This window comes from Roseateles sp. P5_E4 (assembly GCF_054049255.1).
This window is the reverse complement of sequence record NZ_JBFUMS010000004.1, coordinates 61,019-77,207: the sequence shown is the minus strand read 5'-3', so window position 1 is coordinate 77,207 and position 16,189 is coordinate 61,019. Positions and strand designations below refer to the sequence as shown.

General features: G+C 66.8%; 10 protein-coding genes. 9 read left to right on the top strand and 1 reads right to left on the bottom strand.

All coding sequences use genetic code 11. From position 1 onward, the window contains the following. The first annotated feature begins 24 nt into the window (after window positions 1-24). From ACXJLH_RS09380 to fusA, 9 genes are all read left to right on the top strand, one after another. Entirely contained in the window at window positions 25-1,605 is a 1,581-nt protein-coding gene (locus ACXJLH_RS09380; protein WP_457443660.1) for a chitinase, read from the top strand. A 196-nt stretch (window positions 1,606-1,801) separates the two neighbouring features. Next, a complete protein-coding gene (locus ACXJLH_RS09375; RefSeq protein ID WP_457443658.1) occupies window positions 1,802-3,217 on the top strand; it encodes a carbohydrate-binding protein in 1,416 nt (471 codons plus the stop codon). A 90-nt stretch (window positions 3,218-3,307) separates the two neighbouring features. Beyond that, on the top strand, window positions 3,308-4,354 hold the full coding sequence (locus tag ACXJLH_RS09370; RefSeq protein WP_056193606.1) for a LacI family DNA-binding transcriptional regulator: 1,047 nt from the start codon (window positions 3,308-3,310) through the stop codon (window positions 4,352-4,354). A 560-nt stretch (window positions 4,355-4,914) separates the two neighbouring features. Further along, window positions 4,915-7,941, top strand: coding sequence for a TonB-dependent receptor (locus ACXJLH_RS09365; protein WP_457443656.1), 3,027 nt, complete (start codon window positions 4,915-4,917; stop codon window positions 7,939-7,941). A gap of 171 nt (window positions 7,942-8,112) precedes the next feature. Further along, a complete protein-coding gene (locus tag ACXJLH_RS09360; RefSeq protein ID WP_457443654.1) occupies window positions 8,113-9,645 on the top strand; it encodes a tryptophan halogenase family protein in 1,533 nt (510 codons plus the stop codon). Beyond that, window positions 9,642-10,361: a SapC family protein gene (locus tag ACXJLH_RS09355; RefSeq protein ID WP_457321309.1), complete on the top strand. Its 720-nt coding sequence runs from the start codon at window positions 9,642-9,644 to the stop codon at window positions 10,359-10,361. Before ACXJLH_RS09360 ends, ACXJLH_RS09355 begins: the two co-directional genes overlap by 4 nt. A gap of 2 nt (window positions 10,362-10,363) precedes the next feature. Further along, window positions 10,364-11,371 carry a cupin-like domain-containing protein gene (locus ACXJLH_RS09350; RefSeq protein ID WP_457443652.1) on the top strand — a complete coding sequence of 336 codons (1,008 nt, stop codon included), beginning with the start codon at window positions 10,364-10,366 and terminating at the stop codon, window positions 11,369-11,371. Beyond that, window positions 11,368-12,912, top strand: a complete 1,545-nt coding sequence (locus ACXJLH_RS09345; RefSeq protein WP_457390400.1) for a tryptophan halogenase family protein — start codon at window positions 11,368-11,370, stop codon at window positions 12,910-12,912. Before ACXJLH_RS09350 ends, ACXJLH_RS09345 begins: the two co-directional genes overlap by 4 nt. A gap of 358 nt (window positions 12,913-13,270) precedes the next feature. Further along, entirely contained in the window at window positions 13,271-15,286 is a 2,016-nt protein-coding gene (gene fusA / locus ACXJLH_RS09340) for an elongation factor G (RefSeq protein WP_457443650.1), read from the top strand. Between the two features lie 40 nt (window positions 15,287-15,326). Here fusA and ACXJLH_RS09335 read toward each other — a convergent pair whose 3' ends face one another. Next, window positions 15,327-16,187: a spherulation-specific family 4 protein gene (locus tag ACXJLH_RS09335; protein WP_457443648.1), complete on the bottom strand. Its 861-nt coding sequence runs from the start codon at window positions 16,185-16,187 to the stop codon at window positions 15,327-15,329. Window positions 16,188-16,189: the final 2 nt, after the last annotated feature.

Sequence of the window (16,189 nt, the reverse complement as noted above, 5' to 3'; positions counted from 1 at the left end):
TTCCATCCCCTTCGGAGACTTTCCATGATCTCGCGCCCACCTTTGCCGCGCGCGGCCACGCCCTGGCTGCTCGCTGGTGCCCTGCTGCTGAGCAACCCCGCCTTTGCCCAGACCTACCCGGCCTGGCAGGCCGACACCTATTACACGGCCGGCACGGTCGTGGCCTACAACGGCCGCATCTACAAGGCCAACGTCAACCAGACCGACTACGCATCCACCGGCTGGAACCCGACCAATGCCTCGCTGTGGACGGACATCGGCCCGGCCTCGGGCCCAGCGCCCTCACCGGCACCCACGCCGGCGCCAACACCCGCACCCGCACCCGCACCCGCACCAGCACCGGCTCCCACGCCCGCCCCCGCACCGGCCGGCACCTGGAGCGCCAGCACCGCCTATTCGGCCGGCGCCGTCGTGTCCTATCAGGGCGTGAACTACAAGGCCAACTGGTGGACCCAGGGCGACAACCCATCCACGCACAACGGCCCGGCCGGCAGCGGCCAGCCCTGGACCATCGTCAGCGGCGCCCCGGCGCCCTCGCCCGCCCCTTCACCGGCACCGGCGCCCGCTCCAACACCCGCACCCACGCCTGCCCTCAGCCCTGCGCCCACACCGGCGCCAGCACCCTCTCCCACGCCTGCACCGCCTTCGGCCAAGCACCAGCTCATCGGCTACTGGCACAACTTCACCAACCCGTCGGGCCCGACCTTCCCGATCAGCGATGTGCCGGCGGCCTATGACGTCATCGTCGTGGCCTTCGCCGACGACGGCGGCAACGGCAGCATCACCTTCAACCTCGACTCGGGCTCCGGCGGCGAAGCGCGCTTCATCGCCGACATCGCCGCAGCGCGCGCCAAGGGCAAGAAGGTCGTGCTGTCCTTCGGCGGCCAGAACGGCACGGTCACGCTGACCAACGCCACCCAAGTGACCAACTTCGTCAACAGCGTCGAGGCCATCCTGCGCAAATACGGCTTTGACGGCATCGACATCGATCTGGAGAGCGGCGCCGGCGTCACGTCGGGCGCGCCGGTCATCACCAACCTCGTCACCGCTGTGAAGCAGCTGAAGGCCCGCATCGGCAGCAGCTTCTATCTGTCGATGGCGCCGGAGCATCCCTATGTGCAGGGCGGCTACGTCGCCAACAGCGGCATCTGGGGCGCCTACCTGCCCATCATCGACGGCCTGCGCGACGAACTCTCGGTGCTGCATGTCCAGTACTACAACAACGGCGCCGTCTACACGCCCTATGCGACGCAGGGACTCGCCGAGGGCAGCACCGACATGCTGGTGGCCGCCAGCCGCATGCTGATCGAGGGCTTCACGACCAACAACGGCAGCGGGCCGTATGTGTTCCGCGGCATCCGGCCGGACCAGGTCGCCTTCGGCCTGCCGTCGGGCCCGTCGTCGGCCAACAGCGGCCAGGCCAGCCTCGCCACCATCACGGCGGCGCTGAACTGCCTGACCAAGCTGACGCAATGCGGCGCCATCAAGCCGCCGGTGGCCTACCCGACCCTGAAGGGCGTCATGACCTGGTCTATCAACTGGGACAAGACGGATGGGCAGTCCTTCTCCAACGGCGTGCGCAATGCGTTGAACGCGCTGCCCTGATCCATTGACCGGAGCCCGCGGCGGTCGCTGCGGGCTCCACCTCGCCTTTTGGTCGGCCACGCCCCCGGGTCCACCCGTCCCTGAGTTCTGGCACACGCCCGTGTTGCCGCCAGGGCGCTCGTCCGCGTAATCTTGAAAGCGCTTTCAAGTCGCTGACACAGGCGACGGGCACCACAACCACTTGTTGGAGACATTCATGAATCTGCTTCGATCCCTCGTCCGGCCTGTTCTGGCCGGCCTACTGATGGCCGCTGCCGGCCTTGCCCACGCCCAGTGGCAACTCGTCTGGAGCGACGAGTTCAACGGCAGCATCGGCCCGAACTGGGTCTTCGAGACCGGCGCCGGCGGCTGGGGCAACAACGAACTGCAGTACTACCGGCGCGAAAACGCCACCATCGAGAACAACGCCCTGGTCATCACCGCCAAGCGCGAGGACTTCGGCGGCATGGCCTACACCTCGGCGCGCATGAAGACGCAGGGGCTCAAGACCTTCAAGTTCGGTCGCATCGAGGCGCGCATGAAGCTGCCCGCCTTCCTGGGCGCCTGGCCGGCGTTCTGGATGCTGGGGGCCAACCTGCCGCAGGTCGGCTGGCCGGCCTCCGGTGAGATCGACGTGATGGAGCACGTCAACGACGAGCAGAAGGTCTACGGCACCATCCACTGGCAGGACAACAACGGCCAGTACGCCCAGTACGGCGGCAACATCGCCACCACCGTGACCGACTGGCATGTCTACGCCGTGGAATGGGACGCCAATGCCATCCGCTGGTATGTGGATGGCACCAAGTACCACGAGGCCAACATCGCCAACGGCGTCAATGGCACCGACGAATTCCAGAAGGACTTCTTCCTGCTGCTGAACTTCGCCGTCGGCGGCAACTGGCCGGGTTTCAACGTCAACACGGCCGCCCTGCCGGCCAAGATGTACGTCGACTATGTGCGCGTCTACGCGCCGGCAGCCGGCGGCGTGGCGACGGTCTATCAGGACTGCAACTACGCCGGCTATTCGGCCGCCCTGCCCGAGGGCAGCTACACGCTGGCGCAGTTGCAGGCCCGCGGCGTGCGGGACAACGACCTGTCGTCGCTGCGCGTGAATGCCGGCTACCAGGTGCAGCTGTTCGACGGCGACAACTTCACCGGTGCCAGCGTGACCCGGGCCGGCGACACCGGCTGCCTGGTGGACCAAGGCTTCAACGATCGGGCCACCTCCGTCATCGTCTCCAAGGCCGCCCCGGCCTGGTCGCGCCAGATCGAAGCCGAGGCCTTCAGCGCGCAGGCCGGCGTGCAGCTTGAAGCCTGCTCGGAGGGTGGCCAGAACGTGGGCTGGATCGATACCAATGACTGGATGGCCTACAACAGCGTGACCTTCCCCACCAGCGGCAGCTACCGCGTCGAGTACCGCGCGGCGAGCGCTGCCGGCGGCACGCTGTCGCTGGACCTCAACGCGGGCAGCATCCAGCTCGGTCAGCTGGGCGTGCCCAACACCGGCGGCTGGCAGAACTGGACGACCATCTCGCACACGGTGAACATCAATGCCGGCACCTACAACGTCGGCGTGTTCGCGCAGCAGGGCGGATGGAATCTGAACTGGATCAAGTTCACCAAACTCTGATCCGCGTTTCGCACCAAGGCACGCCAAAGGGCCGCAGCAGCGGCCCTTTTTCATGGCACCTACACTCATGGCTTCCCTTCGCCACTGCCGATGAACGCCAAGACTCCCGCCAAGAAAGCGCCTTCAAGCCGCCCCGACGGCGTCGTCACGCTGGAGCAGGTGGCGGAAATGGCCGGCGTGTCGCCGAGCACGGTGTCGCGCATCCTGAACGGCACGGCCGCGGTCAGCCAGGCCAAGAAGGACGCCGTGCAGGCCGCCATCCAGGAGCTGGGCTTTCGGCCCAACCCGGTGGCACGGGGCCTCGCCGGCGGGCGGACTCTCTCCGTCGGCGTCGTCACGCAGATCATCTCCAGCCCGTTCTACGGTGAAGCCCTGCTCGGCATCGAGCGCGAGCTGGAACGCGCCGGCTATGTGCCGCTGTTCGTGTCCGGCAACTGGCATGAGGACGATGAGCGCAAGGCCATCGAGACCCTGCTGTCGCGCCGTGTCGACGGTGTCATCGTGCTGGCCGGCCGCATTTCGGACGCCGAGCTGACCAAGGTGTCGGACAGCCTGCCCGTCATCGTCGTCGGCCGCCAACTATCCGGGCCCCAGCTCTTCAGCTTCAGCTTCGACAACCGCCAGGGTGCGCGCCTGGCCACCCAGCATCTGATCGACCAGGGGCATCGCAAGATCGCCTTCATCGCTGGCGACCTCATGCACGACGATGCCGTAGAGCGCCAGAACGGCTACTTTGATGCGCTGGCCGCGGCCGGCATCGCCGTCGACCAGGATCTCATCGTGCAAAGCGACTACACCGAAGCCGGCGGCATGCTGTCGGTGACGCGGCTGCTGGAACGCGATGCTCATTTCACGGCCCTGTTCGCCTCCAACGACCAGATGGCCATCGGCGCCTGCCTGGGCCTGCACCGGCGCAACCTGCGCGTGCCCGACGACGTGTCGCTCGTTGGTTTCGACGACCTCATCATGGCGCGCTACGCCATGCCGCCGCTGACCACCGTGCGCCAGTCGGTCTACGAGATCGGGGTGGAAGCCGCGACCGCCATGCTCGAAATGCTGCGTGGCGGTAAACCCAGGGCCCAACTGCCCGCTCCCGAGCTCGTCGTGCGTGAGAGCACGCGCCGGATGCAAAGGTAGCTGCATCGGCATTTGCGGGCCGAGCGCTGGGCCGCTCCCGAGCCGGTCCGCGTGAGGCGATGTGCTTGCCGGTCAATCCGGCAAGCATCGCCGTCCCCTCGGGGGCTGAGGCCGGACACATCACGTCCAGTGGACGTAATGTGCCTGCCGAAGCGCTGCGGCTCAGTCGCAGCGCGGTCCCCGCTTGGGCGCGCCCGCGTTCAGCGTGGCGCGACCGGGCGAGGGGCTGACTGTTGTTCAGCTCGGGTAAACCATGTGGCCGATCCTCGAGGCGAGACGCATCATTATTTGAAAGCGCTTTCATTGCTTTCATCAGCTCGCTGCGTTTCAACCCAGAACTACCCTTAGCGCCCGCCCAATTTGCACACCGCTCCCATGGGAGCGGTCACATCGGGCCAGCGCGGGATAGCCCCGCCAACCTCCCGTCCTGCGTTGCCGCGAAGCAGCAGACCGAGGGTGTTGCCTAGGTTGAAAGCGCTGCCATTCGCGTATTCTTGAAAGCGCTTTCAGCTCGTCATCGAGCACCACTCGACAAGATCACAACTACTGGAGACAAGTGAATGAGACAGCTACGCCCTGCCCTTCGCCTCACAAACCTCGCTGCCGCAAGCGGCCTGCTGTTCACCGGCGCCGCGCTGGCCCAAGGCGGCCCCGGCCAGGGCCCGGCCAATCCCAACGCCGGCCCCACGGCATCCACTTCGGTGCCCCAGGCGCTGGCCAGCACGACGCAGCTTGAAACGGTGATCGTGACCGGCATCCGCAAGTCGCTGGAGACCTCGGTCAATCTGAAGCGCTCGTCCTCGGGCCTGGTGGATGGCATCGTTGCCGAGGACATCGGCAAGTTCCCCGACACCAACCTCGCTGAATCGCTGAGCCGCATCAGCGGCGTGTCCATCGATCGCGCCAACGGCGAAGGCACCCGCATCACGGTGCGCGGCATGGGCCCCGACTTCAACCTGGTGCTGCTCAACGGCCGCCAGATGCCTGGCGCCAGCCTGGACGGCAGTGCGCCCAGCTCGCGCTCCTTCGACTTCTCCAACCTCGCCTCCGATGGCGTTGCAGCGCTGGAGGTCTACAAGACCAGCCGCGCCAGCAGCCCGACCGGTGGCATGGGCGCGACCATCAATGTCCGCACCCAGCGCCCCTTCGACATCAAGGAAACCGTCGCCAGCGTTGGCGTGAAGCTGGTGAGCGACCAGTCTGCCCGCCGCCTGCCTGGCGAAGAGCAGGGTAAGAACGCCACGCCCGAACTGAGCGGCATCTACAGCACGCAGTCCAACGACGGCACGTTCGGCATCGCGCTGATGGGCACCTACCAAGTGCGAGATTCCGGCTACTCCCAGGCCAATGTCAGCAGCGGCTGGAAGACCTTTGACGGCATCCAGGACAACGACTGGAGCGGGCCGAACGCCGTGTGGGGTGGCCTGCCCAAGACGTCGACCGAGATCAAGAACCGTCCGGCCGTGGGCTCCATCTACAGCGTGCCGCAGAACCTGAACTACTCGTTCACCGGTGTGCACCGCGAGCGCCTGAACGGCCAGCTCGTGCTGCAGTTCAAGCCTGTCAAGGATCTCGTCGGCACGCTGGACTTCGTCATGTCGGAGCAGAAGTTCCGCCAGCGCCGCAACGACATCTCGGCGTGGTTCAACTACGGGGGTCAGTTCGGCGAATTCCAGCAAGGCTCGCCCTCTTCGCCTGTCATCTACGGCGAGCACATGACCAACTCCGATTTGGCCATGGGTGCCTCACGGATCAGCACCAAGAACAAGAACCAGCAGCTCGGCCTGAACCTGAAGTGGAAGGCCACCGACGCGCTGAGCTTTGACCTCGACGCCCACCGCTCCACCGCCACCTCGGGTGCCAACGATCCGCTGGGCACCAGCGTGACGCTGGGCACCGCCTCGCTGAACCGCGGCGACACCTTTGTCGACTTCAGCAACAAGTTCCCGGTGCTGGGCATCGCGGGCGCGACGCTGGACCCGACCAAGCAGGAACTGCAGGGCTCGGTCTTTGGCAACAGCTACCAGAAGAACCAGGTCAGCCAGCTGCAGACCAAGGGCAACTGGAAGATCAACGAAGACAGCAGCCTGGACTTCGGCCTGTCGCTGACCGAAGTGAAGAACCGCTCGGCCTTCGCCAACGTGCAGCGCGACACCTGGGGCGGCGGCGCCGCGGGTGGCCCCGCCGCCATGCCGGACGACATCTGGCACGCCGACTCGATCAGCAAGTACTTCAGCCGCATTCCGGGTTCCAACGACTCGCGCCTGTTCAACCAGTTCTTCTATTTCAACTTCGAAGACCTGCGCGCCGCGGCCATCAAGTCCCTGGGCTCGGACGCCCTGCTCAAGGCTTCGTTCGACTGGCAGGATGACTACCGCACGACGGAAAAATCGCAAGCTGCCTTCGGCCAGTACAACCTGGCCTGGGAGTGGGGCGTGCCCATGGAGGCCGCCATCGGCGCCCGTTATGAGCGCACCAAGGTGAAATCACCGTCTTCGGAGAAGATCCCGGTGTCGGTGGCCTGGGTTGCCAACAACGAAATCCCCATCAGCTTCAGCGGCACCCGCTCCGCGTCGCGCGAAGGCAAGTACGGCTATTTCCTGCCGTCCATCGACTTGAGCGCCGACGTGACCGCCGACACCAAGCTGCGCGTCAGCTACGGCCAGACCATCGGCCGCCCGGGCTGGAATGCCATCCAGGGCGGGCAGCGGCTGGACCCCTTGGCCCGTGTTGATGGCGGCTCGGGCTCGGTAGGCAACCCCGACCTGAAGCCGCTGAAGTCGAGCAACATCGACTTCTCGGCCGAGCACTACTACGCCAAGAGCAGCTACGTCGCGGCGAGCTACTTCCGCAAGTCCCTCAAGGACTACAACGAGGCCGTCATCACCAGAACCAATCTGTTCGGCCTGCACACGCCGGTCGGCAGCGCGATGTACAACCAGGCCTCAACGGCTGGCGGCTGCGGCGCCGATTCCGAGTGCATTCGCAAGTACATCTTCGCGAACTTCCCGACGGCCCCGGGCGTCAGCCCCGGCGCACCCGGCACGTCGCTGGGCACCATCACCGCCCAACCCAACGACCCCCTGCTGATGTTCAACCTGGGTACCTACATCAACAACACCCGCACCAGCAAGCTCAACGGCATCGAGCTGAACGCCCAGCACATCTTCGGCAACAGCGGCTTCGGCGTGTCGGCCAACTTCACCAAGGTGCGCTCCAACCTCAGCTACGACAACAACAAGCGAGGCGCGCAGACCGACGTGCTGGTCGGCCTGGGGGATTCCGGCAACCTGGTGGGCTTCTTCGAGAACGAGACCTACTCGGCTCGCTTGGCCTACAACTGGCGCGGCAAGTTCCTGGCGGCGAACTTCGGCGGCGTGGAAGGTGCCCAGCCGCTGTACGTGGAGCCTTTCGGCCAGCTGGATGTGAGCCTGGGCTACAACTTCACGCCGCAACTGCGCTTCCAGTTCGAAGCCATCAACCTGACCGACGAGTACACCCGCACGCACATGCGCAACGAGAACCAGATGGGTGCTGTCACCCAATTGGGCCGTCGCATCATGATCGGCGCACGGTACAAGTTCTAAGAGAGAGCCTCAGGGCCGGCTGCGGTCGGTCCTCAAGGAAAGTCGGGACTCTCCCTTCCTTTCTTGTGAGGCAAAGTCTGGTTCGGCGGTGCTCGCGCTCTGGGGCACCGTCCTTGTTCGCCGCTTGGCGAGGCCGCGCGAGCGGCCCTTTTTACTTCTGGGGACCAGATCTTGAACGACAGGCTGCGTGAGGTGGTGGTGCTGGGCGGCGGCTCGGCCGGCTGGCTCGTAGCCGGCCTGTTGGCAGCCGAGCATGCCGACCTGCGCATCACGCTGATCGAATCCAGCGATGTGCCGACCATCGGCGTCGGCGAAGGCACCTGGCCGTCGATGCGCGACACGCTGCGTCGCATCGGCCTGTCCGAGCCCGAGTTCATCCGCCGCTGCCAGGTCTCGTTCAAGCAGGGCTCACGCTTCGACGGCTGGGCTCGTGGTGCCGCGGGTGCTGATGGCGACCGCTACTACCACCCCTTCATGCTGCCCGTCGGCTACGGCGACGCGGACCTCGTGCAGGCCTGGCTGGCCACCCAAGGCCAGCGCCCCTTTGCCGACGTCGTCAGCCCCTCGGTGCAGGTCTGCGAGGCCGGCCGCGCGCCCAAGCAGGTGCAGACGCCCGAGTTCGCGGCCGTCGCCAACTACGCCTATCACTTCGATGCCGGCTTGTTCGGCCAGATGCTGCGCGAGCATGCGATTGCCAAGCTGGGCGTGCACCATGTCATCGACCATGTTGAGGCCGTCATCTCACTCGAGAACGGCGACATCGCCGCCTTGCAAACTCGCGAGCACGGCGAGCTCAAGGCCGACCTCTACATCGACTGCTCGGGCCTTGCGTCGCGCCTCATTGGCCAGCACTTCGGCGTGCCGTTGAAGAGCGAGCGCGAGGTGCTCTTCAACGACGCCGCGCTGCCCGTGCAGGTGCCCTACGCCACACCCGACGCGCCGCTGGCCTCGGTCACTGTCGCCACCGCCTGGGCCAAGGGCTGGATCTGGGACATCGGCCTGCCCTCGCGCCGCGGCGTCGGCTGCGTCTACTCGCGGGCCCATGCCAGCGACGACGAGGCCCATGCGGCGCTGACCGCCTATCTCGACGCCACCGGTGCGCCGGCCGAGCGGCCCACGCCACGCTCCATCCGCTTCGACCCGGGCTACCGCGAACAGTTCTGGGTGCGCAACTGCGTCGCCATCGGCTTGTCCTCGGGCTTCATCGAGCCGCTGGAGGCCTCGGCCCTGGCCCTGGTCGAGTTGTCCGCCCAGCGGCTGTGCGACGAGCTGCCGATGACGCGCGCTTCCATGGAAGCCGTCGCGCGCCGCTTCAACGACGACTTCAGCTACCGCTGGGCCCGCGTCATCGACTTTCTGAAGCTGCATTACGCGCTCAGCCAACGCGACGACAGCGACTACTGGCGCGCCCATCGCGACCCGGCCAGCTGGCCTGAGCGCCTGCGCGAGTTGCTGCCGCAGTGGCAGCTGCGCGCACCAGCGCGGCATGACTTTGGCCGCATCGACGAGGTCTTCCCCTCGGCCAGTTACCAGTACGTGCTCTACGGCATGGGTTTCCGCCCTGACGCTGAAAGCCTGCCCGCCGCCAAACTCCAGGCAGCCCAGGCCTGCTTCGACGAAGCCTCCCGCCAGGCCCGCCGCTTCGTGCCCGGCCTGCCCGGCCACCGCAGCCTGCTCGACCATATTCACAAGACCGAGACATGACCCGCCCCACCCTGCTCGACAACGTCACCCACCGCCATCTGCGCGTCCACGCCGAGCGCTCCGCCGCCCTGGGCGATGCGCGCCAGTCGGCCTTGGCCCTGCCCGCCGAGTTCCGCCAGTTGCAGGCTCATTTCCCCATCGTCTTCCAGCTGGTTGAAGGCGCCGCAGCCGGGACCGGTTTCCAGCCCGTCGCCCTGTTCGGCCTGGAGGAAGGCCAGAACCTCTTCCTGACCGACACGGGCTGGGATGCCCCCGTCGTACCCATGGCCCTGCAGCGCGATCCCTTCATGATCGGCCGCGCTCCAGACGACAGCCTGCAGTTGCACATCGACATGGACAGCCCGCGCATCGTGCGGCCCGAGGATGGCGAGGTCGGCACCGCCATCTTCATGCCGCACGGCGGCTTCAGCGAGTACCTCGACCATGTCGTGCAGCTGATGGAGCACCTGCACGCCCAGGCCCAGCACCTGCCCGTCTTCATCGAGGCGCTGACCCGCCACCAGTTGCTGGAGCCCTTCGTCATCGACATCGAATCGACGAGCGGCGAGCCGGGCCGGCTGTCGGGCCTCTTCACCATCCACGAGGAGCGCCTCGCCGCCTTGCCGGGCGACGCGCTGGAAGCCCTGGCCCGCGAGGGCCATCTGCTGCCCATCTATATGCAGATCGCGTCGCTGCAGCAGTTGCAAGACCTTGTCGAGCGACAAAGCAAGCTCTGATCATGCAAGCAGTACCGGCCTGGACGGGGCCTTTCGACCCGAACAACCTGCCCGCCGAACTGCTGACCGGCGACCGGCCCTATGTCGTGCGTGGTGGCTTCGCGCACTGGCCCGTCGTTCAGGCCGCACGTCAGTCCGACGAGGCCCTGGCCCGCTATCTGATGGGCTTCTACAACGGCGTGCGCATCGGCCTTTTCCAGCTGGCGCCCGAGGCCCGTGGCCGCGTCTTCTATGCCGACGAGACGCTGACCAGCTTCAACTTCAGCCGCTACGCCGCGACGCTGGACCAGGTGCTGACCGGCCTGCTCGGCCTGGCTGCAACGCCCGAGCCACCCGCCCTCTATGTCGGCTCGACGACCGTGGAGGCCGTGCTGCCGAGCTTCCTCGATGCCAACGTGCTGGGCCTGGGCAACTGCGACGCGCTGGTCAGCCTGTGGCTGGGCAACCGCACCCGCATCGCCGCCCACTACGACCTGCCGGACAACCTCGCCATCGTCGCCGCCGGCCGGCGCCGCTTCACGGTCTTCCCGCCCGAGCAGATAGCCAACCTCTACATGGGCCCGCTCGACCCGACACCTGCCGGTCAGCCCGTCAGCCTGGTCGACTTCGAGAAGCCCGACCTCGAGCGCTTCCCGCGCTTCGCCCGTGCGCTCGACGCCGGCGAGGTGGCCGAGCTCGAACCCGGCGACGCCATCTTCATCCCCAGCATGTGGTTCCACCACATCGAAGGGCTGGCGCCGGTCAACCTGCTCATCAACGCCTGGTGGCGCCAGACGCCGGACTACGTCGACTCGCCGCTGAGCACCCTGCACCTGGCGCTGATGACGCTGCGCGACCTGCCCGAGAAGGAGCGTCGCGTCTGGCAGCACCACTTCCAGCATTTCGTCTTTGGCGCCGACGAGTCCACCTGGGCCCACATCCCCGAGGCCGCCCGCGGCCTGCTCGGCCCCATCGACGACACCCTTTCGCGCCAGGCCCGCGCGCAACTCCTGACCCAGTTGAAACGATGAACACCACCATGAAGGAATTCAACCGCGTCGTCATCGCCGGCGGCGGCACCGCCGGCTGGATGATGGCCGCCCTGATGGGCAAGCTGCTTGGCAAGCGGCTCGACATCAAGCTGGTCGAGTCCGAGGAGATCGGCACTGTCGGCGTCGGCGAGGCCACCATTCCTGCGCTGCACACGTATCACAACCTGCTCGGCATCAACGAGGCCGAGTTCATGGCCGCCACCAACGCCACCTTCAAGCTCGGCATCGCCTTCGAGGGCTGGAAGGACATCGGCCAAGACTACTTCCACTCCTTCGGCTCGACAGGCAACGACCATTGGAGCGCCGGCTTCCAGCACTTCTGGCTCAAGGGCCGGGCGGAAGGCCTGTCCAAGACCTACACCGACTACAACCCCGAGACGGTCGCCGCCTACGCCAACCGCTTCGCCCACCTGCCGCGCAATGGGCTGAACTACGCGTACCACATGGACGCCGGCCGCTACGCCAAGTACCTGCGCGCGATGAGCGAGGGCTACGGCGTGCAGCGCATCGAGGGCAAGATCGGCGCCGTGCTGATGGACGGCCCGCAGGGCAAAGATGGCGACATCACTGCCCTGCAGATGCAGGACGGCACGCGCATCGACGGTGACCTCTTCATCGACTGCACGGGCTTTCGCTCCATGCTGATCGGCGAAGCCCTGGGCGTGGGCTACGAGGACTGGTCCTACTGGCTGCCCTGCGACCGCGCCGTGGCTGTGCAGACCGCCTCCGTGCGCGAGGCCTGGCCCTACACCCGCTCCATCTGCCACCCCTTCGGCTGGCAATGGCGCATCCCGCTGCAGAACCGCGTCGGCAATGGCCTGGTCTACAGCAGCAAGGAACTCAGCGACGCCGACGCGCCCGAAGTGCTGAAGAAGAACGTCGAGGGGGAACTGCTGATCCAGCCGCGCGTGCTCAAGTTCCTGCCCGGCCAGCGCGACAAGGTCTGGCATCGCAACTGCATCGCCGTGGGCCTGGCCAGCGGCTTCGTCGAGCCGCTGGAGTCCACCAGCATCCACCTCATCCAGCGCGCCGCCATCCGCCTGATGCAGACCTTCCCGCAGGGCGGCATCCAGCAGTCCGACGTCGACGAGTTCAACCTGCAGTCCAAGCGCGAGCTGGAGCACATCCGCGACTTCATCGTGCTGCATTACACCGTCAACGAGCGCACCGACTCCAAGCTCTGGAAGCATGTGCGCGAGATGGACCTGCCCGCCACGCTGCGCCACCGCATCGACCTCTTCCGCGAAACCGGCCGCGTCTTCCGACCCAGCGACGAGCTGTTTGCCGAAAACTCCTGGGTCCAGGTCATGATGGGCCAGGGCATCACGCCCGAGCGCTACCACCCGGTGGCCGACCTGATGGGCAAGCAGGAGCTGGCCACCTTCCTCGGTGACATCCACCTCAAGGTGTCGCGCACCGTGGCCGGGCTGCCGCAGCACCAGGCCTACGTCGAGCAGCTCTGCGCGCCCTATCGCAACGCGACGACGGCGCAGCTGGCGGCCACGCCGCTGCGGGCTTGAAATCCCTACGCTACGCCTGACATTCCGACGAGCCCCACAATCCACCCATCATGAAGTTCAACCACACGATCCAAGCCCGCCTCAACACCTGAGCGCCCCTTCGACCGTGTTCGGAAGGCGCCAAGCCTTCCGGTCAATCCAAACCCCGGCAGGTTCGTCCCTCCGGGGTTTTGTTTTTCTGATCTGAGTTCAACCATGCGCACCCGCACCTTCGACAAGCTGATCGCCACGATTCCCGAGCGCCGGAGCGCGGCTGAGTCCTGCTCGTCGCTCGTGCGCTTCGGCGTCCTGCCTTTGCGCTAGCCCTGCCAGGTGGTTCCACCGGGGGCTGGCAACAGTCACCGCATCTGGAATCACCATGAACTCGAACAACTTCCGCAACCTGCGCAACATCGGCGTCATCGCCCACGTCGACGCTGGCAAGACCACGACCACCGAACGCATCCTGTTCTACACGGGCGAAAACCATCGCATCGGCGACGTCAACGACGGCAACACGACGATGGACTTCGACCCCCAGGAACGCGCACGCGGCATCACCATCCACAGCGCGGCTACCACCGTGCACTGGCAGGGCACGCAGATCAACCTGATCGACACGCCCGGACACATCGACTTCAACATCGAGGTGCGCCGCTCCCTGCGCGTGCTGGACGGCGCCGTCGTCGTCTTCGACGGCGTGGCCGGCGTCGAACCCCAGACCGAAACCAACTGGCGCCTCGCGGACGAGTACCGCGTGCCGCGCCTGGCCTTCATCAACAAGCTGGACCGCGTCGGCGCGGACTTCCTGCGCGTCGTCGCGTCCCTGCAGGAACGCCTGGGCGTGCGCGCGCTGCCGCTGCAGCTGCCCGTCGGCGCGGAAGGCGACTTCCGCGGCGTGGTGGACCTGCTGACGATGCAGGCCCTGGTCTGGGACCGTGACGACGCCTCGGCACCGCCGCGTATCGAAGCCCTCCCGCTCGAGCTGCTGCCTGCCGCCGAGGCCGCGCGTGCACGCCTGCTGGAAGCTGCGGCCGAACAGGACGACGCACTGCTCGACGCCTGGCTGCGTGGCGACGAGCTGCCGTTGGATGCGCTGCGTGCGGCCCTGCGCCGCGGCACGATCGCGGGCGCTTTCGTACCCGTGCTGGCCGGCTCGGCCTTCCGCAACCGTGGTGTCGAGCCGCTGCTGGACGCCGTCGTCGCCTACCTGCCCAGCCCTGGCGAAGGTCCGGCCGCCGCGGCGACCGAGGGCCCGCTGTCTGCCCTCGCCTTCAAGCTGACCGCCGATGACCACGGCGCGATGGTGTTCGTGCGCGTCTACAGCGGCCGTCTCAAGCGCGGCGACACCGTGTTCAACGCCAGCACCGGCAAGGCCGAGCGCGTGTCACGCCTGTACGAGATCCATGCCGACCGGCGCGTCGAGCGCGACGAACTCGTCGCGGGCGACATCGCGGGCGTCGTGGGCCTGAAGGAGGTGCTGACCGGCCACACGCTGGCGTCGACCAAGGATGCCCCAGTGCTGGAAAGCATCGCCGTGCCCGAGGCCGTCATCGACATCGCCATCGAGCCACGCAAGCATGTCGATGCCGCGGCCCTGTCCAAGGGCCTGGGCATGCTCGTCCGCGAAGACCCGTCACTGCGACTGCGCCAGGACCCGGATTCGGGCCAGACGCTGTTGTCCGGCATGGGTGAGCTTCAGCTCGAGGTGTCCATCGAGAAGCTGCGTGCGCGCTTTGGCGTCGAGGTGCAGGTCGGCCGACCCCAGGTCGCCTATCGCGAGACCATCGCGGGCACGGCCGAGGTGCGCCATCTGCACCGCAAGCAAAGCGGCGGCCCCGGCCAGTTCGCCGAGTTGACGCTGCGCGTGGCGCCGTTGCCGCGCGGTACAGGCATTCGCTTCGAGAACACGGTGGTGGGCGGCGCGATCCCGCGCGAGTTCATCCCGGCGGTGGAGGCTGGCATCCGCCGCGCCGCGCAGGCTGGCCCGTTCGCGGGCTATCCGCTGGTGGACTTCGAGGCGACGCTGGTAGACGGCAGCCACCACGTGCGCGACTCGTCGGCGCTGGCCTTCGAGCTGGCGGCGGCGGCGGCTCTGCGCGAGGCGGTGCTGAAGGCTTCGCCCGTGGTGCTGGAGCCGGTGATGGCCGTCGAGGTCATCACGCCGGCCGACTATCTCGGCGACGTCATCGGCGACTTGCTGCGCCGGCGTGGCCATGTGCATAGCCAGGATGCACGCGGCAACGCCGTCGTGCTCAGCGCCGAGGTGCCGCTGGAGCAGATGTTCGGCTACATCGGGCATCTGCGCGCGATCAGCTCAGGTCGCGCGCAGTTCACGATGCAGTTGGGCCACTACGCCGAGGCGCCGAAGAGCGTCGCGGCCTTGGCCGCCTAAGCAGAGGGCGAGGCGTCGAAAGGCGCCTCGCCTTTTTCCTTCAGCGACGGCGCCGACGCACGATACCGGCCATCAAGGCCAGCCCGGCCATCAGCATCCCCGCCTGCGCCGGCTCCGGCACCGCCGCGGCCGCCACCTCCGCCGACCAATAGCTCGGCAGATGCAGATACGGATTGCCGCTCGCCATCGTCCCATCGGTGACGTAGATCGCCCCCAGCCCATGCTGCCTGGCCAGGCCCATCACCTGCTGCATCTGGGCCACCGTCGCCACGCTATGCACGATGGCGCCGGTCGATGCCGCATTCATCAAGCCGCTCAGGAAGGAACCGTTGATGAAGTCGCTGTACGAGCCTTCAAAGCTCATCAGCGTGTTCGCCAGCGGCACATAACCGGCAGAGGGCGTCACGCCCGGGTTGCCGACGATCTCCCAGCCCGGATGCGCCGCGCGCAGGCTGTTGCTGACGGTCTGATAGAACGGCAGCGCGCCCGGCTGCGTCGCCATTTCGTCGAGGAAGACGCCGTCCACGCCATACCAGTTCGCATACTTCTGGGCGTCCGCCAGCACCTCGCCCGTCGAGCGTGTCGGCGGCACTTCCGAGGTGCAGTGGTTGACGCCATAGCAGGTGTAGACATAGCCGATCACCTTGCCACCCGCGGCGCGGAACTCGTTGACCGAGGCCACGTAGTCGCTGTTGGAGGCCAGGCCCGGCCCGTTGCCCGGGTTCATGATGGCCGTGACCTGCGCACCCTGCTGGGCGGCCCAGGTGAGCTGGTGCCACTCGTTCAGCGACGGCATCCAGGACGGATAGAAGTACGCCGGCACGATGATCTCGATGGCCGACGCGAAGGGCGCCGCGCTTGCAAGGGCTAGTGCAGCGATGAGGGTTTTCAAACGCTTCATAT